At 70.3% G+C, this 22745-nt stretch carries 26 protein-coding genes; 12 read left to right on the top strand and 14 right to left on the bottom strand.

The window, feature by feature from the left end:
* Positions 1–111: 111 nt before the first annotated feature.
* The gene (locus tag PV646_RS40625) at positions 112–714 is read left to right on the top strand and encodes a DUF305 domain-containing protein (protein ID WP_500348028.1); all 603 of its coding nucleotides are present in this window, start codon (positions 112–114) and stop codon (positions 712–714) included.
* Here PV646_RS40625 and PV646_RS40620 read toward each other — a convergent pair.
* On the bottom strand, positions 680–3013 hold the full coding sequence (locus tag PV646_RS40620; protein WP_500348026.1) for an ATP-binding protein: 2334 nt from the start codon (positions 3011–3013) through the stop codon (positions 680–682). The genes PV646_RS40625 and PV646_RS40620 overlap by 35 nt on opposite strands.
* Positions 3014–3028: 15 nt before the next feature.
* Positions 3029–3355 (bottom strand): antibiotic biosynthesis monooxygenase family protein, encoded by a 327-nt coding sequence (locus PV646_RS40615; protein WP_030477998.1) that lies wholly within the window; start codon positions 3353–3355, stop codon positions 3029–3031.
* An 80-nt stretch (positions 3356–3435) separates the two neighbouring features.
* Here PV646_RS40615 and PV646_RS40610 point away from each other — a divergent pair, with 80 nt between their 5' ends.
* Positions 3436–4026 carry a TetR/AcrR family transcriptional regulator gene (locus PV646_RS40610; RefSeq protein ID WP_500348024.1) on the top strand — a complete coding sequence of 197 codons (591 nt, stop codon included), beginning with the start codon at positions 3436–3438 and terminating at the stop codon, positions 4024–4026.
* On the opposite strand, the gene PV646_RS40605 is transcribed toward PV646_RS40610, so the two are convergent.
* The 3 genes from PV646_RS40605 to PV646_RS40595 are packed head-to-tail and all read right to left on the bottom strand — an operon-like array spanning position 4019 to position 5803.
* Positions 4019–4177, bottom strand: a complete 159-nt coding sequence (locus tag PV646_RS40605; RefSeq protein ID WP_500348022.1) for a hypothetical protein — start codon at positions 4175–4177, stop codon at positions 4019–4021. The genes PV646_RS40610 and PV646_RS40605 overlap by 8 nt on opposite strands.
* Positions 4178–4197: 20 nt before the next feature.
* Entirely contained in the window at positions 4198–4842 is a 645-nt protein-coding gene (locus PV646_RS40600) for an SDR family NAD(P)-dependent oxidoreductase (RefSeq protein ID WP_500348020.1), read from the bottom strand.
* A gap of 1 nt (position 4843) precedes the next feature.
* Positions 4844–5803, bottom strand: coding sequence for an SDR family NAD(P)-dependent oxidoreductase (locus PV646_RS40595; RefSeq protein ID WP_500348019.1), 960 nt, complete (start codon positions 5801–5803; stop codon positions 4844–4846).
* A 20-nt stretch (positions 5804–5823) separates the two neighbouring features.
* Between PV646_RS40595 and PV646_RS40590 the strand changes: the two genes are divergently transcribed.
* From PV646_RS40590 to PV646_RS40570, 5 genes are all read left to right on the top strand, one after another.
* Positions 5824–6732 carry a LysR family transcriptional regulator gene (locus PV646_RS40590; protein WP_500348017.1) on the top strand — a complete coding sequence of 303 codons (909 nt, stop codon included), beginning with the start codon at positions 5824–5826 and terminating at the stop codon, positions 6730–6732.
* A 78-nt stretch (positions 6733–6810) separates the two neighbouring features.
* Entirely contained in the window at positions 6811–7704 is an 894-nt protein-coding gene (locus PV646_RS40585) for an ABC transporter ATP-binding protein (RefSeq protein ID WP_500348015.1), read from the top strand.
* Complete coding sequence (locus PV646_RS40580; RefSeq protein ID WP_500348011.1) at positions 7688–8413, top strand: ABC transporter permease; 726 nt, start codon at positions 7688–7690, stop codon at positions 8411–8413. Before PV646_RS40585 ends, PV646_RS40580 begins: the two co-directional genes overlap by 17 nt.
* A 9-nt stretch (positions 8414–8422) precedes the next feature.
* Positions 8423–9577 (top strand): sensor histidine kinase, encoded by a 1155-nt coding sequence (locus PV646_RS40575; protein ID WP_500348288.1) that lies wholly within the window; start codon positions 8423–8425, stop codon positions 9575–9577.
* The gene (locus PV646_RS40570) at positions 9574–10197 is read left to right on the top strand and encodes a response regulator (protein WP_500348009.1); all 624 of its coding nucleotides are present in this window, start codon (positions 9574–9576) and stop codon (positions 10195–10197) included. The genes PV646_RS40575 and PV646_RS40570 overlap by 4 nt, the downstream gene beginning before the upstream one ends.
* A gap of 93 nt (positions 10198–10290) precedes the next feature.
* Here the strand turns inward: PV646_RS40570 and PV646_RS40565 are convergent, their stop codons facing one another.
* The 9 genes from PV646_RS40565 to uraH all read right to left on the bottom strand — a co-directional run bounded on the left by PV646_RS40565 (position 10291) and on the right by uraH (position 18771).
* The gene (locus PV646_RS40565) at positions 10291–10620 is read right to left on the bottom strand and encodes an allophanate hydrolase-related protein (RefSeq protein WP_373294128.1); all 330 of its coding nucleotides are present in this window, start codon (positions 10618–10620) and stop codon (positions 10291–10293) included.
* A complete protein-coding gene (locus PV646_RS40560; protein ID WP_500348008.1) occupies positions 10505–11587 on the bottom strand; it encodes an XdhC family protein in 1083 nt (360 codons plus the stop codon). Before PV646_RS40560 ends, PV646_RS40565 begins: the two co-directional genes overlap by 116 nt.
* A 52-nt stretch (positions 11588–11639) precedes the next feature.
* Complete coding sequence (locus tag PV646_RS40555; protein ID WP_500348007.1) at positions 11640–13046, bottom strand: NCS2 family permease; 1407 nt, start codon at positions 13044–13046, stop codon at positions 11640–11642.
* Positions 13047–13141: 95 nt separating this feature from the next.
* Positions 13142–13603 (bottom strand): nucleoside deaminase, encoded by a 462-nt coding sequence (locus PV646_RS40550; protein ID WP_500348005.1) that lies wholly within the window; start codon positions 13601–13603, stop codon positions 13142–13144.
* A gap of 18 nt (positions 13604–13621) precedes the next feature.
* The gene (locus PV646_RS40545; RefSeq protein WP_500348003.1) at positions 13622–15808 is read right to left on the bottom strand and encodes a molybdopterin cofactor-binding domain-containing protein; all 2187 of its coding nucleotides are present in this window, start codon (positions 15806–15808) and stop codon (positions 13622–13624) included.
* Complete coding sequence (locus PV646_RS40540; protein ID WP_500348001.1) at positions 15805–17157, bottom strand: 8-oxoguanine deaminase; 1353 nt, start codon at positions 17155–17157, stop codon at positions 15805–15807. The genes PV646_RS40545 and PV646_RS40540 overlap by 4 nt, the downstream gene beginning before the upstream one ends.
* Entirely contained in the window at positions 17154–17615 is a 462-nt protein-coding gene (locus tag PV646_RS40535) for a (2Fe-2S)-binding protein (protein WP_500347999.1), read from the bottom strand. Before PV646_RS40535 ends, PV646_RS40540 begins: the two co-directional genes overlap by 4 nt.
* Positions 17606–18466 carry an FAD binding domain-containing protein gene (locus PV646_RS40530; RefSeq protein ID WP_500347997.1) on the bottom strand — a complete coding sequence of 287 codons (861 nt, stop codon included), beginning with the start codon at positions 18464–18466 and terminating at the stop codon, positions 17606–17608. The genes PV646_RS40535 and PV646_RS40530 overlap by 10 nt, the downstream gene beginning before the upstream one ends.
* Positions 18467–18468: 2 nt before the next feature.
* Positions 18469–18771 (bottom strand): hydroxyisourate hydrolase, encoded by a 303-nt coding sequence (gene uraH, locus PV646_RS40525; protein WP_500347995.1) that lies wholly within the window; start codon positions 18769–18771, stop codon positions 18469–18471.
* 140 nt (positions 18772–18911) lie between these two features.
* On the opposite strand from uraH, the gene PV646_RS40520 reads away from it, so the two are divergent.
* The 5 genes from PV646_RS40520 (at position 18912) to PV646_RS40500 (ending at position 22745) form a co-directional block, all read left to right on the top strand.
* Entirely contained in the window at positions 18912–20351 is a 1440-nt protein-coding gene (locus PV646_RS40520; RefSeq protein WP_500347993.1) for a PucR family transcriptional regulator, read from the top strand.
* A 57-nt stretch (positions 20352–20408) separates the two neighbouring features.
* The gene (locus PV646_RS40515) at positions 20409–20615 is read left to right on the top strand and encodes a hypothetical protein (protein ID WP_500347992.1); all 207 of its coding nucleotides are present in this window, start codon (positions 20409–20411) and stop codon (positions 20613–20615) included.
* Between the two features lie 66 nt (positions 20616–20681).
* Positions 20682–21005 carry a hypothetical protein gene (locus PV646_RS40510; RefSeq protein WP_500347991.1) on the top strand — a complete coding sequence of 108 codons (324 nt, stop codon included), beginning with the start codon at positions 20682–20684 and terminating at the stop codon, positions 21003–21005.
* Positions 21006–21055: 50 nt separating this feature from the next.
* Complete coding sequence (locus PV646_RS40505; RefSeq protein WP_500347989.1) at positions 21056–21787, top strand: hypothetical protein; 732 nt, start codon at positions 21056–21058, stop codon at positions 21785–21787.
* 118 nt (positions 21788–21905) lie between these two features.
* Positions 21906–22745 carry a helix-turn-helix domain-containing protein gene (locus PV646_RS40500; RefSeq protein WP_500347988.1) on the top strand — a complete coding sequence of 280 codons (840 nt, stop codon included), beginning with the start codon at positions 21906–21908 and terminating at the stop codon, positions 22743–22745.

The raw sequence follows: 22745 nt of genomic DNA, 5'->3' as shown, positions 1-22745 counted from the left end.
CGAAAGGCTGGAAAGACGTCATGGAGTGATTGTCCGATTTCGCACCGTCACTCTGGTATGCCACGTCGAGAGGCCCAAGATCGTGGCGCGGTGAGATGTATTGTCCGAAGCATGCGTTCTGGGGTCTTGGTCATCACGGCGGCGATCGCGTTGCTGGCGGGCTGCACGTCGGAGCCTCCCGCCCCGCCGATCATCGCGCCGGACACTCCCGGCGGCTCCGCGCCGACGGTCGCGCTCTCCGACGTGACCGGGGTGACCCAGGCGCCGCCGAACGACGCCGACCGCCAGTACGTGGCGATGATGATCGCGCACCACGAGCAGGCGCTCGCGATGACGCGGTTCGCCCCCGACCGCGCGCAGAACGAGACGGTGAAGGGCCTGGCGGACCGCATCCGGTTCAGCCAGGAGCCCGAGATCGGCGCCATGAAGCAGTGGCAGCGCACGTTCAACGCCATCGGCACGCACGGCGACCACAGCTCGATGCCCGGCATGGCGACGCAGGACCAGCTGACCGCGCTGGGTGCCGCGCGCGGCAGGGACTTCGACCGCATGTTCCTGGAGCTGATGATCAAGCACCACGAGGGTGCGATCAAGATGGCGACGGACGTGCGCGGGGCCGGTGCCAACGTCCAGGTCGAGGAGATGGCCGACGACGTGGTGGCCACCCAGGACGACGAGATCAAGCGGATGAAGAAGCTGCTGACGGAGCTGTGAGTCGGGCGCGGGCCTGGGCTGCGTCCGCGTGGTTGAGGCTGTCGTAGATCTCGACGGCCTCCTGCCAGACGCGGCGGGCCTCGTCGTGGTCGCCGGTGGCGGTGTGGGTGTCGCCGAGGTTCACCAGGGTGGTGGCGACTTCGAGTTGTTCGCCGATGGCCGTGAACACCTCCAGCGACTCCCGGTAGTGCGTGATCGCGCCGGCGAAGTCACCGAGGTGGTGCAGGTTGTAGGCGATGCTGTCGAGAGTGCTGGCCTCGCCGAGCCGGTCGCCGCCGGTCCGGTGCAGGGCAAGGGCTTTCCGGCAGTGGTCCAGGGCCTCGTCGTGCCGGCCCAACAGGCCGTGGAACCAGCCGACCTGGTTCATGGCGCCGGCCAGTTCGGTCGCGCTCGCGGCCAGTGCCATGGCGCGCTGCCCGTGGTGCAGCGCCTGGTCGAGCTCGCCCGTGCCTTCGCGGAAGCCGGCGAGACTGCGGTGGATGCGTGCCTGGCCGTCGGTGAGGCCGGCGCGTTCGTACAACTCCAGCGCGGACTCCAGGTGCGCGATCTTGGTGGCGGAGTCGCTGAGCCGGAAGTACGCGTGCGAGAGCAGGTGGTGCAGGCGGGCCTCGGCGTGGTCGTCGCCGAGCCGTCTGGTCGCGGCGAGGGCGGAATCCAGCACCGTGATCCACTCGTGCCAGCGGCCTGACCGGTCCATGTGGACGGTCAGGCACCACGGGAGCTGCCACGCGTGGACGTCGAACCGCTCGTTGGCCGCGGTCGTGCTCAGCGCGATGAGCACATCGGCCTCGACGGCGAACCACTTCGCGACGTTGCCGTGCGGGCGCTCCGGTGTGGTGCCCTCGACCGGCGGGGTGATGATCAGCTGCTGGCGGTGGGTGTCCAGCTCGGAGTCGGCGTGGTGGGCGCTGTGCAGGTAGTGGTCGAGCAGCCGGTGCAGCCCCTCCCTGCCCTCCGCCTCGCCGGCCAGGTCACGGGCGTGGGCGCGGACGAGGTCGTGCAGTTCGTAGCGTCCCGGCCTGGTCTCGGTGATGAGGTTGGCGGCGACCAGTTCGGTCAACGGGGGAACGCCCGCGGCGAGACTCCGGGCCGCGGCGGTGGACACGTCCGGGCCCGGATGCACGCCCAGGAGGCGGAAGAGGTGTTGTGCGGCAGGGGAAAGCCGGTGGTAGGACCAGTCGAAGACGGACCGGACGCTGGTCGTCTCCTCGCCGGTGTCGAGGAAGTCGAGCACGTCGTCGTTCGCGAAGTCGTCGGCGAGCGCGGTCAGCGAGTGCTGCGGGTCGGCGCGGGCGGCCACGATCGCGAGGGCGAGCGGTAGTCCACCGCACAACGCGGCGAGCCTCGACAGGGCTTGGGGTTCGGCGGTGGCGCGGGCGCCGATCCGCTGGGACAGGACCTCCTGCGCCTCCGCGTGGCTCAACGCGTCGATCCGCACCCTGGTGGTCCCGTCGAGGTCGTCCATCCGGTTGCGGCTGGTGATCACCACACGGCAGGCGGGGTCGTCCGGCAGCAGCGGACGCACCTGGTCGGCGTCGCGGGCGTTGTCGAGCAGGAGCAGCATGTTCTTGCCGCGCAACAACGTCCGGTAGAGCTCACCCTGTTCGTCGGTGCCCGCGGGCAGGTTGTCCGGTGGCACGCCCAGCGCGCCGAGGAAACCGCGGATGGCGTCCTCGGCGCGCACGGGTGCGGTCGGGTCGAAGCCACGCAGGTTCACGTGCAGCTCGCCGGCGGGGAAGTCGGCCTCGTTCGCCCATTGCAGCGCGAGTGTGGTCTTGCCGGCGCCGCCCACGCCGCTGAGCAGGGTCACCGGGCCGGACCGGCGCAACGCGGCGAGTTCGCGGTCACGGCCGGCGAACTGGGCCAGCGGTGCGGGAACCTGGCGCGGCACCGGCACGAGCGCCTCGACGGCCTCACGTTCGCGGGTCAGTTCCCTGGCGGTCGTGCTGACCGCGTCGATGCCCTCGAACGGGTCGCCGCGCCACAGCGTGAGTGCCTCGGCGTGCCGGCCCTGGTCGCGCAGCGCGCGGAAGTCGATCAGGTCCGAGTCGGCGACGTGGGCGAGGTACCCGGTCTCGTAGGTGCGGATGAAGTCCGTCTCGCCCAGCGCCCGCCGGAGTCTGCTGATGGCGGTGCGCACTGCCTGGGTGTCGCCGAGTTCGTGCAGTGGGACGACCTCGTTCGCGCGGGCGACGAGGAGCGCCAGCAGGTCCCGTCCGCGGCCTGCGGGCAGCGCGATCGGCTGCCCGCTCACCTCGACCGCGAGCGGGCCGAGCACGAAGAAGCGGACGTCCCCCACCTGGGGGAGTATCGCCTATTCGGTGCGCTGGCGCGGGAGAACCATGTCCTCGGCGTGCGTGAACCGCTCCGGCTCGTTGCCCGTGACCAGGCGTGCGATCGTGCGATGGCCCTTGTGCGCCTCGCGGAACGCGTCGGAGGCGACCCACGCGCGGAAGGCCTCTTCGGACTCGAACTCGTTGACCGAGACGTACGGCTGGTCGTCCTGGGTCGGCTTGAGCAGCGTGCTGCGCAGCAGGCCGGGGACTCCGGGCAGGTGGGTGCGCATGTTGCCGCGGAAGTACCGCTCGAACTCCTCGGACATGTCCGCGTTGACGAACATCCGGTTGGTCGCGATGAACATGCTGGCCTCCGTGATCCCGACGCTCTGTCGGGAACTATTCCAACTCCCCGTCGGGAAATCAAGCGCGATACGATCCCGATGTGCCGAGGATCAGCGCAGACACCGTGGCGGAGCACCGCGCGAACCGGTTGCGCGCCCTGCTGGACGCCGGGCGCGACATCGTGGCGACCGAGGGGGCGGAGGCGCTGACGCTCGCGTCGCTCGCCAGACGGGTCGGGCTGTCGCGGCCGAGCCTCTACGAGTACTTCCGGTCGCGCGAGGAACTGGTCGCCGCGATCGTGTCGGACGCGCTGCCGGAGTGGGCGGACAAGCTGGAGGACGCGGTCAACAGCGCGTCGTCCGTGCCGGAGAAGATCGAGGCGTACCTGCGCACGGAGCTCGCGATCATCACCGACGGCAGCCACGGGGCGGTGGTGGCGTTGTCCGCGCACACGCTGCCGGACTCGTCGCGCGAGCAGATCCGCGCCGAGCACGAACGGTTGCTGGCGCCACTGGTCGGGGTCTTCAAGACGGCCGGGGTGGAGCGCGCGCCGTTGCGGGCGATGCTCGTGCACGCGATGGTCGAGGCGACGTCGCGGATGATCACGCCGGGGCGCACCGAGCACAACGAGGCGGTCATCCGGACGCTGCTCGACCAGGTGGTGCACGGGCTGGACAAGCCCATCAGCTGAACGGCACGACCTCGCCGTGGCGGACGAGTTCGCAGTGGTGCCCCGGGTTCAGCGGATCGAGCGCCAGATCCAGCAACGCCGTCGCGGCCTGATTCGCGGTCGGGGCGGTGCTGACGTCCCACCACAGCGCGGAAGTCGGCGTGTTGATCATTCCGGGACACACCGCGGCGATCAGGATTCCTCTGGCCAGGTCGGTTTCGCGGCGTTCCCGCGCGAGCACGCGCACGGCGGCGACCTGGCCGATCTTGGAGGGATGTTCACGAAGCCCGGCCACGCCCCGGCCCGTGCCCTGCCGTCCTTCACCTCGTCGCGCCAGCGGACGATCTGCCCGTCCAGTTCGTCCAAAGAGGACGGACCGGTGAACCTCCTGTGCAGCACCGGCGCGAGCTGGCGCAGCGTGCCCAGTGAGCTCGCCACGACGATCAGCCTGCCGTTGTCGTTCAGCAGCGGGGCGAACGCCCTGAGGAGCCTGGTGGTGCCGAAGTTGTTGACCTCGGTGTAGGTGTCGATGATCGCGCGCGGATCGTCGTCCGGGCCGACGCGCATGACGGCGTTGCCGAAGACGATGTCGATGCCGCCGTGCCGTTCTTCCAGCTGTGCGGCGAGTTTCGCGGCGGAACCGGGGTCCGCGACGTCCAGGAGTTCGCCGCGGATCCTCGCGCCGCCGCCGGGCATCGACCGCACGGCGTCGGTGATCCGGTCGATGTTCCTGCCGGTGAGGTAGACGGTGTCGGTGGGCTCCAGGCGTTGGGCGAGCCCTTCGACCAGTGCCAGGCCCAGGCCCTGGGTGGCGCCGGTGACCAGTGCGACGGTCATGTCACGCCTTCGCGAGGAGGGTCTCGGAGTACGTCCAGAGGCGGGCGGCGTTGTCCGGGTCGACGGCGTAGCGGGCGACGCCGTGCAGGGGAGGGGCCTCGTCGCGACGGTCGACGGTCGGGGTCTCGGCGCAGTCGTCGAAGTAGCGGCCGCCGACGCCCTCCAGCAGTGGCGAGGTGGCCAGCAGCACCGACGTCGCCGCGCCCTGCTCCGGTGTCTTGATCGTGGAGAGGTCGACGTCGGCCTCCGTGATGCCGAGGTGGGCCGACAGGTTCGTGAAGATCGCGCCGGGCATGGCCGCGTTCGCCGTGATGCCGTCCTCGGCCCAGCGGCGGGTCGCCTCGACCGCGAACAGGACGTTGGCGGTCTTGCTCTGGCCGTAGGCGGTCCACGGGTCGTAGGTGCGAAACGAGTAGTTGACGTCGTCGAAGACCACCGGCGAGAGCATGTGGCCGGTGGACGTCACGACGACGATGCGGGCGTTGCCGGCGGCCCTGAGCGCTGGGTGCAGACCGGTGGCGAGCGCGAAGTGGCCGAGGTGGTTCGTGGCGAACTGCCACTCCCAGCCCTGCTCGGTGTACTGCTCGGGGACGGCCATGACGCCCGCGTTGGCGATGAGCACGTGCAGCGGGCCGTCCCAGCCGCGGACGAACGCGTCGACGGACGCGAGGTCGGTCAGGTCGAGCCTCGCGACGCGGACGTCGCCCCCGATGTTCCGAGCGGTCTTCTCGCCTGCGGCGACGTTGCGGACGGCCAGGGTCACCTCGGCGCCCCTGCCCGCCAGCGCCCGTGCCGTCTCGACACCGATGCCGGACGCCGCGCCGGTCACGACCACGCGCTTCCCGGTCAGGTCGACGCCCTCGGCGACCTCGGCGGCGGTGCTGCTGAATCCGAACTGAGTCTTGATCACGACCTCCAGGTTAGGCCGGTCGGAGGTATGCGGGTAGCGAGAGAATCTCATCTGAGGTATGCGTATACGTCATGGCCTTCACCGATGCGTCCCTGGTCGCTCTGCGCGTGTTCCGCGAGGTGGCGGAGCGGGGCACGCTCACCGCGGCGGCGACGGCTCTGGGCTACACGCAGTCGGCGGTGTCCCGGCAGATCGCGGCTCTGGAACGGGCGGCGGGCGCGGAGTTGCTGGAGCGGCGGCACGACGGCGTGCGGCTCACCCCGGCCGGTCGGCTCGTCCTGCGCCGCGCCGCCGTCGTGGTCGACCAGATCGACGCCGGGACCCGAGAGCTCGCCGGGCTGCCGGAGGACGAGGGCACCGTCCGGCTCGGCTGGTTCGCGACGGCCGGCGCCTGGCTCCTGCCGCAGGCGCTCCAGTCGCTGGCGCGGACGCATCCGTCGATCACCGTCGTCACGCGCGAGGGGAGCACACCGGCGCTGGTGCGCGCGTTGCGTGCCGGCACGGTGGACATCGCGTTGATCAGCTCCGCGCCACCGTTCCGCGCCCCGGACGACGAGATCCCCGCGCTGGAGGTGGACACCCTCGTCGAACGCAGCCTGCGCGTGGCAGTTCCGTCCACGCACCCGTTGGCGCGCAACGACTACATCGACGTGGCCGACCTGCGGGGCCAGCGCTGGATCGCCGGGCCCGGTGATCCGTGGGTGATGGGGGTGTGGCCAGGACTGGACGAACGGCCCGTGGTCGCGCACACCGCACGGGACTGGCTGGCGAAGCTGCACCTGGTCGGGGCGGGCCTCGGCATCACGACGGTGCCCACGTCGCTGACCGAGGTACTGCCCGCCGGGGTGCGGGTTTTGCCGGTGCGGGGCGGACCGGCCGAGCAGCGCAGGGTGCTGCTGGCGCGGTTGCCGGGACCGTTGGCCGAACCCGTAACCCGCGTGGCCGTCGCGCTGCGAACCGTTGTGGTCCAGGCTGACTGACGGCATCAACCGATCGGTTGATCCAGGTCGCGCTCGTCGTTCGATGATCTTCGCGCTTCGTTCTCCGAGGCTGGGGGCATGGCAATCATCGAAGTGCGCGACCTCGGGAAGAGGTACGGGCCCCGCGTGGCGGTGGACTCCGTGTCGTTCGAGGTGGCCGAGGGGGAGATCTTCGGGGTCCTGGGGCCGAACGGCGCGGGCAAGACGACGACGGTCGAGTGCGTGTCGGGGCTGCGGACGCCCGACCGGGGGAACGTGTCGGTGCTGGGGCAACGGCCGGCCGACGTGCGTGCGTCGATCGGGGTGCAGTTGCAGGACTCGGAACTGCCGGAGCGGATGCGGGTCAGCGAGGCACTGGAGTTGTTCTCGTCGTTCTACCCGTCCCCGGCCGACTGGTCGGAGCGGCTGGGACTGACCTCGCACCTCAAGTCGGAGTTCGGGCAGCTGTCGGGCGGGCTGAAGCAGCGGCTGTCGATCGCGCTGGCGCTCATCGGGTCGCCGCGGATCGCGATCCTGGACGAGCTGACGACGGGGCTCGACCCGCAGGCGCGGCGGGACACCTGGTCGGTGATCGAGGAGGTGCGGGCGGCCGGCGTGACGATCCTGCTGGTCACGCACTTCATGGAGGAGGCGGAACGGCTCTGCGACCGGGTGGCGGTGTTCCGCGACGGGCGGATCGTCGCGCTGGACACGCCGTCCGCGCTGGTGTCGCGTGTGGACGGTGCCACGCGGGTGCGGTTCGTGCCGTCCGTCGCGCTGGACGTGGCGTTGCTGGAGGCGCTGCCGGAGGTCACCTCGGTGTCGGCGGTGGGGGAACAGCTCGTGGTCAGCGGGTCGGAGAACCTGGTGCACGCGGTGACCTCCCTGCTGGCACGGCGACAGGTCGTGGCACGCCAGCTCCGCGTCGACCAGGTCTCCCTGGACGACGCCTACGTCGAACTCACCGGGGGTCGTGATGTTGAAGATCATTGAGATCGAGGCGCGGTTGTTCCTGCGCGATCGGCTGAACTCGCTGTTCGCGGTGTTGTTCCCCAGCTTGTTGTTGCTGGTGCTGGGCGCGATCCCGGCGTTGCGGACACCCGACGCGAACTTCGGCGGTCAGCGGTTCATCGACAGCTACATGTCGGCGCTCGTCGTGTTCACGCTGGTGTTCATCGGGTTGCAGCGCCTGCCCGCCGTCGTCGCGACCTACCGGGAGAAGGGCGTGCTGCGGCGGTTGTCGACGACGCCCATGCACCCGGCGCGGTTGCTGGCGGGGCAGATGGTGGTCAACTTCGTCGCGGTGATCTTGTCGGTGCTGCTCCTTGTGCTCGTGGGGTACGTCGTTTTCGGCGTCGACCTGCCTCACCATCCGCTCGGCCTGGCGTGTGCCGTGCTGCTGGGAGGCGCGGGCACGTTCGCGTTGGGCCTGGTGATCGCCGCCCTGGCCCCGAGCGCGCGGGCGGCCGGTGGCTGGGCGACGGTGGTGTTCATGCTGCTGATGTTCTTCGGCGGCGTGTACCTGCCGCGGTTCATGCTGCCCTCGGTGATCCAGGCGATCGGTTCGTACACGCCTCCCGGGGTGGAGGCGTTGCAGCAGGCGTGGCTCGGTACCGCGCCGGACTGGAGGCATCTCGCGATCATGGGGCTGGTGAGCCTCGTGGCAGGTACCGTCGCGGCCAAGACCTTCCGCTGGGAGTAGTTCGTGGACATGGCCGCGTTGGACAGGTGGGAGCGCAGGCTCGTCTCGATCGCCCGCGTCATCCCGTACTTCGTGCTGACCGTGACGACGGTGCTGTACTCGATCTTCACCACGCAGTCGGCGGCGGAGCGGTGGTTCACGTACGGCGTCGTGGCGTTCGGTTTCGTGTGGATGTTGTGGTGGTTCACGCTGCATCCCGCGTGGCACGGCAGGCCGGAGCTCATGGCCGTGTTCGTCGGCGGCATGGTCGTGTTCTACGGCGTGCTCGGCCTGCAGGAGCACTGGTTCGGCGCGGTGTCGTACGCGGTCTACATCCACGCGAGCGAGGTCCTGCGCGGCCGCTGGATGTTCTTCGTCGTGGCGCTGACGGCGGGGCTGGCGACGCTGTCGTTGTTCGGCGGCTACCCGCCCGCGGGGGAGGAGGCGGCGTTCTGGTTGCTGCTGCTCATCTTCGTGGTGGTGGCGTGCACCTTCACCTACGTCGGCCACGTGACGACCGAACAGTCCAGGCTGCGCAAGGAACTCCTGGAGGAGAACGAGGGCCTGCACGCCCAGTTGCTGGTGCAGGCGCACGAGGCAGGGGTGCAGGACGAACGGCACCGCATGGCCGGCGAGATCCACGACACCCTGGCGCAGGGCCTGGCGGGCATCATCACGCAACTGTCGGCGGCCACGAGCACAGACTGGGAACGCCGCGTGGCGGTGGCCGCGGAACTGGCGCGCTCGAACCTGGCCGAGGCCCGTCGTTCGGTGCACGCCCTGCAACCACCGGCGCTCGACTCGGCCGCGCTGCACGAGGCCCTGGACGACGTCGCGGCGGGCTGGTCCAAGCACAACGGCGTGCCGATCTCGGTGACGCTGACCGGAGCCGTGCGCGAAATGCACCCGGAGGTGGAGGTCGCGTTGCTGCGCACCGCCCAGGAGGCTCTGGCGAACGTGGCGAAGCACGCCTCGGCGTCCCGCGTGGGCCTGACCCTGTCGTACATGGAGGACGTGGTGACTTTGGACGTGCGCGACGACGGCGTGGGCTTCGACCTGGCGGCGCAGTCCGGCGGTTTCGGCCTGCCCGCGATGCGCCACCGCGTGCACCGCCTGTCCGGCGCGTTGTTCGTGGAGTCCGAACCGGGCGCGGGCACGGCGATCTCGGCGCGGGTGCCCGCGTGATCCGCCTGGTCATCGTCGACGACCACCCGGTGGTCCGCGACGGCCTGCGCGGCATGCTGTCCACAGGGGACTTCGAGGTGGTCGGCGAGGCCGCGTCGGGAGACGAGGCGGTCGCCGTCGTCACGGCCGTGGCGCCCGACGTGGTGCTGATGGACCTGCGCATGCCGGGCTCCGACGGCGTCTCCGCGATCGAACGGCTGCGCGACCACCCGTGCCGCGTCCTGGTGCTCACCACCTACGACACGGACCGCGACGTGCTGCCGGCCATCAAGGCGGGCGCCACCGGCTACCTGCTGAAGGACACCCCGCGCGACGAACTGCAGCGCGCCATCCGCGCGGCGCACTCGGGCGAGGCGGTGCTGTCTCCCGCCGTGGCCACGAGACTGCTCGGGCAGGTGCGGGAGCCCGCGCTGGAGCCGTTGTCCACGCGCGAGCTCGACGTGCTGGCGTTGGTGGCCAAGGGGACGACGAACCGGGCGGTGGCGGCGGCGCTGTTCATCAGTGAGGCGACGGTGAAGACCCACCTGCTGCACGTCTACGCGAAGCTCGGGGTGTCGGACCGGGCGGCGGCGGTGGCGGTGGCGTACGAACGCGGGCTGCTGCGCGGCCGGGAACGCTGAACGCGGGATCCCCCGCGGCGGGCCCGGCCGGAACCGGACCCGCCGCCTGCGGCAACTCCCCCTTGCCTGTGGCACCCCCCGATGCCACTTCCCTCACCCCTCGCGATGAAGGAACTCCCGCCAGTCCCCCAGATACGAGATGTCTCGTATGTCACCTGAATGGAGCAACGGGTCGACCATCGCGTCGCGCAGGACGGTCGCGAGGGCCGCGCTGCCGTCCTCCAGTTCGATGACGCCGATCTCCAGCTCGGCCGGTTCGGCGGGGACCAGGTGGTCGCGCAGGACCTTGAGCGGCAGGTCGTAGAGCTCACCCACCACCGAGGCCGAGCCCGACTCGTGCATCGCGGGGAACTGCCCCCGCACCGAGAAGTACCGGTACCTGGCCGCACTCCGCGCCCTGCACACCATCGGCGTGCCCTGCAGTTGCGAGTGCAGCGGTCCGCCCTTCATGCCGCCGCCGTTGAGGAAGATCAGTGCCATGACTCTCCAGGGTTCGGTGGATGGGGGTGGTCAGCGAGGTCAGGGGCAGGCCGGTGCCGCCGTGCCGCACGGCGACGAGCTCGGCCGCGATCGACACCGCGGTCTCGGCGGGGCTGCGGCCGCCCAGGTCGAGGCCGACGGGGGAGCGAAGCCGCGCCAGCGAGGCCTCGGGGACGCCCTCCGCGCGCAGCCGAGCGAGCCGTTCCCGGTGTGTGCGGCGGGAGCCGAGCGCACCGACGAACGCCAAGGGCCTGGACAGGGCTTCCACCAGCACCGGGATGTCGAACTTGGGGTCGTGGGTCAGCACCACGACGGCGGTGGACGAGTCGGTGTGGGTGGACGCGAGGTAGCGGTGCGGCCAGTCGACGACAACTGAGTGGGCTGCGGGGAAACGTTCGGGTGTGGCGAACACGGGGCGTGCGTCGCACACGGTCACGTGATAGCCGAGGAAGCGTCCGATCTCGGCCACCGCGGCGGCGTGGTCGATGGCGCCGAACACGAGCAGGCGCGGTGGTGGCATCCACGACTCGGTGAACACCCTGCCCTCGGCCTCGAAGCGAACCGAGAGCGGTTGTCCCGCGACGGAAGCCTCCAGGGCCGCGCGCAACGACGGGGAGTCGCGCTGCACCAGCACGTCCAGCGAGCCGCCGCAGGTGAGGCCGACCGCGAACGCCGTGTCGTCGGAGTAGCCGAACGAGGCGAGCGCGGGAACACCGGAGGCGAGCACCTGGCACGCCAGGTCGTGGACCTCGGCCTCCACGCAGCCGCCGGACACGCTGCCGATCACCTCACCCGAGGGACCGACGGCCATCGCGGCGCCGACCGGACGCGGCGCACTGCCGCGCACGGCCACCACCGAGGCGACCGCGAACCGGTCCCACGTGAGCAAAGTCGAAGCGAGGTCACGCATCGAGTCCTCCTGAAGGGGCTCGGCCGGGTGGCCGCCCGGCCGAGCCCTCGTGTCACTTGCCGGTGATCAGGTCCACGCCGAAGTACACGGCGAACATCAGCGCGAGGCCGGTCATCAGCCAGCCGGGCCAGCGGCCCTTGCAGATGCGCAGCACGACGTAGGACACGAGGCCCGCGCCGATGCCGTTGGTGATCGAGTAGGTGAACGGGATGATCGCGATCGTGAGGAAGACCGGGATCGTGTAGTCCGTTTCCTGCCAGGGGATTCGGCGGATCTGCGTCATCATCAGGCCGCCGATCACCACCAGTGCCGGAGCCGCCGCCTGGGCGGGCACGACCGTCGCGAGCGGCGTGAAGAGCAGTGCCACCAGGAAGAGTCCGCCGGTCACCACCGAGGCCAGACCGGTGCGGGCGCCTTCGCCAACGCCCGCCGCCGACTCCAGGAACACGGTGTTCGGGGCGGACCCCGTGACGCCACCGGCGATCGCGCCGGCACCGTCGACCATCAGGATCCTGCCCATCCCCTCGACCTTGCCGTCCTTGGTGAGACCGGCCTCGTCGGACACCGACGTGATCGTGCCCATGGCGTCGAAGAAGCCGGACAGCACCAGGGTGAACAGGAAGATCGTCGCCGCGATCACGCCCGCCGACACGAACCCGCCGAACAGGTCCACCCGTCCGAACAACCCGAAGTCCGGCGAGCTCACCACCGACGAGGGCAGCGAGGGGGTCACCAGCCCCCAGCCCTGCACGTCGAACGCGGCGTTCACGCCGATGGCGACGAGGGTGGCGACCACGATGCTGATCAGCACGGCACCGGGCACGCCCCGCGCCATCAGCACGATCATCAGCAGCAGACCCAGGCAGAAGATCGCGATCGGCCAGCCGCTCAGGTGGCCGTCGACGCCCATCCGCACCGGCACCGTCGAGTGCGCCGCGTCCGGCGTGCGGGTCACGAAACCGGCGGAGACCAGTCCCACCAGGGCGATGTAGAGCCCGATGCCCACTGTGATCGCGATCTTCAACGGCTCCGGGATCGCGTTGATGATCCGCTCGCGGACCCCGGAGGCCGCCATGATCACGATGCAGACGCCTTCCAGCACCACCAGACCGAAGGCCTGCGCCCAGGTCATCTCGGGCGCCATCTGGAAGGCCACCACGCCGTTGACGCCGAGACCGGCGGCGATGGCGAGGGGCGCGTTGCCGACGAGTCCCATGAGGACGGTCATCACGCCCGCGGCCAGTGCCGTCGCGGTGGTGATCTCCGCGATGGTGAGCTTGGCGCCGGTGATGTCCGCGGACGCGCCGAGGATCAACGGGTTCAGCAGCACGATGTACGACATCGCGACGAAAGTCGTGATGCCACCGCGCACCTCACGGCCCAAAGAGCTGCCACGTTCGGTGATGCGGAAGAACTGGTCGAGGGCCGACGTCGATTGTCGGCTCCGTAACTGGGTCATGGAGGACGGCCTTTCCCATGCCGGTGGGCGCGTTCCAACGCCGGAACGCGTTTAAGCAGATGCAAGCTCCGGTCAGCTAGACAGGCTTGTGGCCGTCAGTAATCGATACGAGTCGCGAGTGACATCCACGCGGTGAACGGGGCGTTGTCCTCGCCCGTGGAGATCTGGTGCACAGGCAGGTCCCAGTCGGAACGGGACTTGCTGAACAGCTCGTAGAACTCCCGGTCGTCGAAACCTGCCGCCGCCGCGTCGTGGCGGTCGGCGGCGTAGATCACCTTGTCCACGCGCGCCCAGAGCGCGGCGGACAGGCACAGGGGACACGGCTCGCACGACGAGATCAGCGTGCAGCCGGTCAGCTTGAAGTCACCGAGTGCCTGGCAGGCCGCGCGGATCGCGACGACCTCGGCGTGCGCGGTCGGGTCGAGGTTCGGCGTCACCTGGTTCACACCGGTGGCGATCACCTCGCCGTCACGGACGATCATCGCGCCGAACGGGCCCCCGCCGGAGGCCACGTTCTGGGTGGCCAGGTCGATGGTGGCAAGAAGATGTGCGTTCACAGCAGGAACTCCAGAAGCTCAGGTACCGGTGAGGTGTTCCGGGCGGACCGGGACGCGGGTGAGCGCCAAGCCGGTCGCCGCGCGGATCGCCGCCACGATCGCCGGGGTCGACGAGATGGTGGGCGGTTCGCCGACGCCACGGATCCCGTACGGGGCGTGGGGATCGGCGAGCTCGAGCACGTCGATGCTCATCGGCGGCATGTCGAGCACGGTGGGAATCAGGTAGTCGGTGAAGGACGGGTTGCGCACCTTGCCGCCGGAGGTCTGGATCTCCTCCATCACCGCGAGACCGAGGCCCTGGGCGGAACCGCCCTGGATCTGGCCCACGACGGCCTGCGGGTTCAGCGCCTTGCCCACGTCCTGCGCGCAGTCCAGGGAGACCACGCGCACCAGGCCGAGGTCGACGTCCACGTCGACGACGGCGCGGTGGGCGGCGAACCCGTACTGGACGTGCGCGTTGCCTTGTCCCGTCTCGGGATCCAGCGCCTCGGTCGCGCGGTGCCGCCACTCGGTGGTCTCGTCGATCACCTCGTCGCCGATGTCGGTGCGACCGTCCAAACGCGCCTGCACCAGAGCACAGGCGGCCTTCACGGCGCCACCGGTCACGTACGTCTGGCGCGAGGCCGAGGTGGAGCCGCCGTTGCCGATCGTGGTGTCCATCGGCAGCACGGTCACGCGCTCGATGCCGAGTTCGGTCCGCACGATCTGCTGCATGATCGTCACCAGGCCCTGGCCGACCTCGCACGCGGCGGTGTGCACGGCGGCGGCCAACTCCCCGTTGACCATCGACACCCGGACGCGGGCGGTCGAGTAGTCGTCGTAGCCCTCGGAGAAGCAGATGTTCTTGATGCCGACCGCGTAGCCGACGCCGCGGACGACGCCCTCGCCGTGCGTGGTGTTCGAGACGCCACCGGGCAGTTCGCGGATGTCCGACGACGTGCCGGCGGGCAGAGGCTTGTCCTGCACCAGCTTCAGCAGCTGCGCGACGGGTGCGGCCGAGTCGACGACCTGACCGGTCGGCATCACCGAGCCCTCGGTCATCGCGTTGCGGACGCGGACGTCGACCGGTGACATGCCGAGCGCTTCGGCCAGCTTGTCCATCTGGGACTCGTAGGCGAAACCTGCCTGCACAGCACCGAATCCACGCATCGCACCGCACGGCGGGTTGTTCGTGTAGAGGCCGTAGGCGTCGATCGTGACGTTGTCGACCTCGTACGGACCAACGCCCAACGTAGCCGCGTTCGCCACGACAGCGGGTGTCGAAGAGGCGTAAGCGCCGCCATCGAGGTACATGCGAGTGCGGACGTACACGAGCTTGCCGGTGTGGTCGGCGCCGTGCTCGTAGTACAGCACGGCCGGGTGCCGGTGCACGTGCCCGTAGAACGACTCTTCGCGGTTGTAGACCATCTTCACGGGCTTGCCGGTGTGCAGGGCCAGCAGGCACGCGTGCACCTGCATCGACAGGTCCTCGCGGCCACCGAACGCGCCGCCGACACCGGACAGCGTCAGCCGCACCTGCTCCTGCGGCAACCCGAGAGCGGCCGCCACCTGGTCGCGGTCGACGTGCAGCCACTGCGTCGCGACGTACAGGTCGATCGAGCCGTCGGTGGCCGGCACCGCGAGCCCGGACTCCGGCCCGAGGAACGCCTGGTCCTGCATGCCGACCTCGTACCGCCCGGTCACCACGACCTCGGCCTCGACGTCCTGCGAGCCACGCCGGATCGGCACGTGCCGCACCAGGTTCCCGCCGGGGTGCAGCGGCGTGTCCTGCGCCGCGGTCTCCATGTCCACCACGGGTTCCAGCACGTCGTAGGTCACGACGATCTTCTTCATCGCCCGCTGCGCCGTCTCGGGGTGGTCCGCGCCGACCAGCGCGATCGGCTCGCCCTGGTAGCGCACGACGTCCACGGCCAGCACCGGCTGGTCCTTGTGCTCCAGCCCGTACAGGTTGCGGCCGGGTACGTCCGAGTGCGTCAGCACCGCGTACACGCCCGGCACCTTCAACGCTTCCGTCAGATCGACCGACGTGATGCGGGCGTACGGGTGCGGTGAGCGCAGGGTCGCGCCCCAGATCATGTCCTCGTGCCACAGGTCGGACGAGTAGGCGAACTCGCCGCGCACCTTGAGGTTGCCGTCCGGGCGCTGCGGCGACGTCCCGATGCCACCCGAGACCGCGGAGGTCAGTTCGGCGGGAGTGAGGGTCATCGCGCAGCCTCCTGGAGCTTCAGACTGGCCGCGGAGAGGTCACGCGCCAGTTCGTCGGTGGACGCCGTGAGCAGGACCCCGTCCCGCACCACGACCTCACCGCCCACGATCAACAGTTTCAACGGCGGGGGAGTGCCGAGCACGAGTGCCGCCACCGGGTCCGCGATCCCCGCGTAGTCCAGTCCGGACAGGTCCCACACGGCGAGGTCCGCGACCTTGCCCGGTTCGATCGACCCCAGCGAGTCCGCGCGGCCCAGCACCTGCGCGCCGCCCATCGTGCCCATCCGCAACGCCTCGCGGGCGTTCATCGCGGCCGGACCACCGCGCTGACGTGCCTGGTAGAGCGCCGACCGCAGCTCGACGACCAGGCCACCGTCCTCATTGGACGCGGCCCCGTCGACACCGAGCCCGACCGGGGCGCCTGCGTCCAGCAGGTCGCGGACGGGTGCGATCCCGGTGCCCAGCCGGCCGTTGGACGTCGGGCAGTGCGCGGATCCGGTGCGCGTCGCCCCGAGGCGCTTCACGGCGTCACCGTTCAGGTGCACGGTGTGGGCGAGCCACACGTCCGGCCCCAGCCAGCCGAGCTGCTCGGCGTACTCGGTCGGCGTGCAGCCGTTCTCGGCCAGGCACTGCTCCTCCTCGTCGATCGTCTCGGCGAGGTGCGTGTGCAGCCGGACGCCGTGCCGGCGAGCGAGCGAAGCCGCGCCGGCCATGAGTTCGCGCGACACGGAGAAGGGCGAGCACGGTCCGACGGCCACCCGCACCAGCGCGTCGTCCGCGGTCGAGTGGTAGTCGCCGATCGCCCGCTCGGTCGCGATCAGCGCGGCCTCGGTCTCCTCGACCAGGTTGTCCGGCGGCAGTCCGCCGTGCGACTGGCCGCGGTCCATCGAGCCGCGGATCGCCTCCAGTCGGATGCCTATGCGCCGGCCCGCCGACACCAGCGCGTCGAACACGTCGCCGCCACCGGAGGGGAAGACGTAGTGGTGGTCGGCGGCCAGCGTGCAGCCCGTCAGCGCCAGCTTCGCGAGCCCTGCCGACGCCGCCGCGTGCGTCACGGTGTCGTCCAGCCCGCGCCACACCGGGTACAGCGTGGTCAGCCACTCGAACAGCGTGGCGTCGGTCGCGAGGCCGCGCGTCGCCCACTGGTAGAGGTGGTGGTGGGTGTTGATCAGCCCCGGCGTGACCAGGCACGACGACGCGTCGACGTAGGTGTGCGACTCGGAGGGCCTCGGGGCGGGGCCGGCACCGACGGACCGGATCCGTCCGTCGTCGATCACGACGTGCCCGGACGCGTGCTCGGTCCCGGCCTCGTCCACAGTGGACACCGCGCAGCGGTCGAGGACGATCATCGGCGCGACGCCGCCAGTCGCACGGCGTCCAGGATCTTCTCGTACCCCGTACAGCGGCACAGGTTCCCGGCCAGCGCCTCGCGGATCTCCGGATCGGACGGGTTCGGCACGCGGTCCAGCAGGTCGTGCGCCTGCACGACGAGTCCGGGCGTGCAGAACCCGCACTGCACCGCCCCCGCCTCGACGAAGGCCTCCTGCACCGGGTCGAGCCGGTCACCGTCGGCCAGGCCCTCGACCGTGCGCACCTCGCGGTCCTGGACCTGCCCGGCCGCGACCAGGCACGCGCACACCGGCACGTCGTCCAGGTACACCGTGCACGAACCGCACTCACCCTGCTCGCAGGCGTTCTTCGAACCGGGCAGCCCGAGCCGCTCGCGCAGCACGAACAGCAGCGACTCGCCCTCCCACACGTCGTCGGCCTGGCGCTGCTCGCCGTTGACCGTCACGTTCACGCGCATGCCTGCTCCCCGTCCATGAGTTCCTGCCAAGCCCAGCCCAGCGTTCTGCGTGCCATCACGGCCAGCGCGTGCTTGCGGTACGCCGCCGACCCGCGCACGTCGTCGATCGGCGACGCGGCCCGCGAGACCAGCTCGCCGAACTCGCGCTTCACCGAGTCGAGCAGCGGCTTCGGGTTTTGGAAGTCCACCGCCGAGGCCAGGAACTGCTCGGCCTCGGGAGCCCGGCGCGGCGTCGGAGCCGCGGACCCGACCGCCGCGCCCACCCGGTTCTCCTGCGGGAACAGCGAGATCCCGAACGAGCACACCGCGATCACCATGGCGTTGCGGGTGCCGACCTTCGAGAACTGCTGTGGCCCCTTGGCAGGCGTCAGGTGAACGGCCACGATCAGTTCGTCCTGCTCCAGCGCGTTCCGCTTCACCCCCAGGTAGAACTCGGCGGCGGGGATCATCCGCGTGCCGCGCACGGAGGCCACCTCGATGACCGCGTCGGACGCCAGCAGCACCGGGTGCGTGTCCCCGGCGGGGGAGGCCGCGCCGAGGTTGCCGCCGACCGTGCCGCGGTTGCGGATCTGCGGCGAGCCGACCGTTCGTGCGGCCATCGCGAGGCCCGGCAGCTCGGCGCCGAGTTCCTCGATGATCCGCACGTACGGCACACCCGCGCCGACGCGCAGCCCGTCCGACCACTGCTGGAGCTCGGGGATCCGGGTGAGGTCGAGCAGGGCGGAGGGCCTGCGGTGGTCGTAGTTCAGCTCCACCATGACGTCCGTGCCGCCGGCGATCGGCACGGCATCAGGGCGCTGGGCTTTCAGCTCCAACGCCTCCGCAAGCGTTTCCGGTCGAAGGAAGTCCATCGTCAGCTACCTCGGTAGGTGGAGTAGGCGAACGGCGACAGCAGCAGCGGCACGTGGTAGTGCTGCGCCGGATCGGAGTAGTCGAAGGTGAGCACGACCTCGGGGAAGAACGGCGCGGCCTCCGCCGTGTCGAACACCAGCCGGTAGACCCCGGCTTCGAGGCCTTCACCCCAACCGGTGATCCGGCCGTCGGTGTTCGTCTCGGCGTTCGCCACTTCGGACCCGTCGCGGCGTCGCAGCGACACGGCGATGCCGGCGAACGGCCTGCCGCGTGCCGCGTCCAGCACGTGCGTGGAGATCGTCACTCGCCCTCCCATCTGGTTGTGAGCCAGTACACAGAGACACGGCTGTGTTCCTCTACGGCAGAAGTACATGAATCGCCAGGCCCCTGCACGACGAGGATTTGTGCTTTCCTACAAACACGAATGGACGAAAGTGACCTGTCATGTTGCTGCTGCGGACGTTGCTGCAGATGCCGGAACTGCGCCTGAGCCTGCACACCGGTGAGGACCAGCTCGACCGCACGGTCTCCCGCGTGTACGGAACGGAGCTGCCCGACCCCAGCCGGTACCTGTCCGGCGGGGAGCTCGTGCTGTCCGGCCTGCTCTGGCACCACGGCCCGCAGGACTCCGAGACGTTCGTCCGCTCGCTCGCCTCGGCCCGCGTCGCCGGGCTGGCCGCGTCCGAGACCGAGAACCGCGCGCTGCCTCTCGACCTCGTCGACGCCTGTGAGCGCCACCACGTGCCGTTGCTCGAAGTGCCCGTCGACCTGTCGTTCGCGACCATCACCGAACGCGTCTCGATGGAACTGGTGGGGCTCTCCCGCCACCGCCGCCTGCTCAACGTCGTCGCGGAGGGCTCCGGCCTGCCCGCGCTGCTGCTCGCCGGCAGTCACGAACTCGGCGCGTCCTGCTGGGTGCTGTCCACGGCGGGCCGCGTCGTCGCGGGCGGCGAACTGCCGGACCGCCTCACCCTGGTCAAGGAGTTCCTCCAGGCCGACCGGCTGCCGAAGACGGTCAAGGGCGTGACCCTCGTGCCCGTCTCCGAACGCGGTGGCAACCGCCTCACCAGCTGGATCCTCGTCGTTCGCGGCGCGGTCCAGCAGGAGGCCGCCACCGAGCTCGCGTCGCTCGTGGGGCTGGAGAGGCTGCGCGAGGCCCAGGGCCGTCAGATCGAGAACCGCACCGCCGCGCCCCTGGTGTCCGCGGTGCTGAGCGGCTCGGCCGACGTCGAGTCACGGCTCGCGGCAGCCGGTCTGGAACGCGCCCAGCTGCGGGTCATCAGCGCGGTGACGTCCGACCAGCGGCCCGACCTGGCGGCGGCGGTGCTGGAGGAGGCGCTGCCGCAGGCCCTCGTGACGCCCGTCGGCGACACCGTCTACGCGGTCGCCAAGGCCGGCGACTCGCTGCCCGACGACCTCCGCGAGGCGATGCGCGTGATGGAACCGGGCCTCGGCTCGTCCCGCGTGCTCGTCGGCATCAGCTCACCCGTCACGTCCCGAGGGCTCCGCGGGGCCGCTGAGGAAGCCACGCACGCGCGTCGGCTGGGGGAGCGCCGTGGCGGCCGCACGTGTGTGGTGGCGGGCGAAGAGATCGCACTGCACCAACTGCTGCTCGCGGGCGTGCCGGAGGAGTTGCGCACTTCGTTGCGACGGCGGCTCCTCGGGCCCGTGCTGGACTACGACGCCGAGCACGGGTCGGATCTCGTGGGCACGTTGAAGGTGTTCCTGGACTGTTCTGGCTCCTGGACGGCGGCAGCGGCCCGGCTGCACGTCCACGTCAACACGCTGCGGTACCGGGTGGGGCGCGTGGAGGAACTGCTCGGCGCGGACCTCGCGGAGTTCGAGGCGCGCGTGGACCTCTTCCTCGCGTTGCAGGCCGGGTAGCTTGGAACGGTGCCCGACCATCGGCCGATAGAACGAATCGCGGCCGACCTTCGTCGTGTGCGCCGGACACGGGCCGGGTTCGAACCCGGGGCGTCGGCCGCGAAGAAGATCGGTGCTCGTCAGGCCTACGACGCGCTGCTCGTGCAGGCCTGCGCGGCGCTGGAGGTCGAGCACCGGTTGCTCTCCCTGCCCGAGGGGCTGGACCGCGAGGTCGAGCGATTCAGGGTCGAGGAATGTCTGAGGCATCAGGGGTTGTCACTCTGATGGCTGATGCCACTTGAGCCTTCAGGCTGATGCTGCGGCACGTCTCCGCTTCCTACTGTTCGGGGCATGAAGACCGCCGCCTTACTCGTGGGCCTGCTGCTGGCCGGAATCACCGGCTGTGCGGTAGCGCCCAGCATCCGCGTGGTGGTCGAGGGGACGGGTACGACCGACCGGCTCACCTACACGTTCCCCGGCGAGGAGGAACGCACCCTGCGCAACCCCGACCTGCCGTTCGAGCGCATGGGCAAGCGCAAGGGCCGGGTCGTCGTGCGGCTCGAGGGCGTGCACGGCGAGCTCACCTGCAAGATCATCGTCAACGGCCGCCAGGTGCGGTCGTCGACCTCGAAAGCAGGAGCCGCGCTCACGTGCGATCACTCTATGGCCGTCTGATGAAAGCGGAGGAAAGCCCGTAGCTTCAACGTGTCGGGGAGGTACGGGTGATGAGTGACGTGCTGGCTGTCAAAGCCACTGGGGTCATCAGGGGCAGGAACGACGTACCACCGCGCTTTCGGCCACCTGCGCCGCCGCCGCACTTCGTGGGCAGGGACGCCGAGCTGGCGGGCATCAGGGCCGGGGTGACGGTGCTGCACGGCGCGGCCGGTGCGGGCAAGACCGCGCTGGCGCTCAAGTGGTTGCGGGACAGGGGATCCGGCGCCCAGCTGTACCTCGACCTGGCCGCGCACGACCTGAGCCGGGTGCTGCGGGCGTTCGGCCTCCACGCCGAACCCGCCGACGAACCGGCCGTGTTCCGCAGTCTCGTCCTGCGCCGGCAGTTCACCCTGTTGCTGGACAACGCGGACTCGGCCGAGCAGGTGACACCACTGTTGCCGGCGTCCGGCACCGTGCTCGTGACCAGTCGCCGGGAACTGGGCCTGGGGCAGGGGATCGAGGTCGGCCCGCTGCCCGACGACGGACGGCTCGGGCCGCTGCTCGATCAGTCCTATGTGGAGCTTCCTGAACGGCAGGCGCGGCTCTACCGACTTTGCGCGTGGGAGTCGGACGCGTTCGGCGTGCCGGTGGCGGCGGCGATCGCGGGGGAGTCGGAGTGCGACGTCGAGGACGCGCTGGACGACCTGGTGGAGAAGTCGTTGCTGACTGAGGTCGGCGACTACGCGTTCAGGTTCCATGACCTCGTGCGTGCCCATGCGCGCGCAAAACGTCATCAGTCGTAGGTAGGCGTCGGAGCGTTTAACGCAAGGCGCTCCGGTGAACGAACTTCCTTGCCAGTAAAGGGTTGTCCACACCGACCCGTCCCTTTCGGGAATCCGAATTGGTCATATCCTTCGCGTCATGCCGAAGGATTTCCGGGCCACGACGCTCGAACGCGCCATCGGGCGTCAGCTGGCCGGGTGGCGCGCCGAGCGCGAGCTGAGCCTCACCGAGGCCGGTCAGCGCGTGGGCTTCAGCAGCGCCAAGCTGTCCATGATGGAGAACGCGGTGCAGCCGTCGGCCCCCGTGGACGTCATGGCGCTCGGGTACGTCTACAAGGTGCCCGTCGCGGAGTGGCAGGCCGTGGTGGTGCGGGCGCAGCACGCGGAACGGGTGCGCGCGCGTTCGGCCGGCGGGCCGGACTTCGACCCGGCGGCGGACTTCGCGAACCTCGTGTTCGAGGCGACGCTGCTGCGGGTGTTCACGACGGATCTCGTGCCCGCGGTCTTCCAGCTTCCCGGGTACCTGAACGCGGTGATGCAGTCCGACGACCCGGTGCGCACGGCACGGCTGGCGATGGTGCGGGAGGCGTGGGCGTCCCGGCTGAACGGCAAGGACCCGTTGGTGGCGCACGCCGTGTTCCCGGAGGCGGTGCTGCGGCACGTGATCGGTGGGCCACGAGCCATGAAGGCGCAGTTGCTGCACCTGATGGAGACCAGCGAGCACCCGGCGGTGAGCGTGCGGGTGGTGCCGCGCGGCGCGGGGGCGTACCCGGCGATGGGGTCGCCGTTCACGTTGCTGGGGTTCCCGCACCGGCAGCACAACGACGTGGCCTACCTGGAGACGTTCATCAAGGGCGAGTACGTCGAGGAGCCGGGGCTGACGGAGGAGTGCGCGGCGCGGTTCGCGAGCCTGCAGGAGACCGCGCTCGGGGAGGGTGAGTCGCTGGAACTCATCGCGGAGGCGGCGGCTGACCTGTAG

Origin of the sequence: Streptomyces sp. ID05-26A (assembly GCF_033794685.1) — a bacterium.
Lineage (GTDB): Bacteria > Actinomycetota > Actinomycetes > Mycobacteriales > Pseudonocardiaceae > Lentzea.
The sequence above is the reverse complement of the archived record's forward strand: the minus strand, read 5'-3'. Positions and strand labels throughout refer to the sequence as shown.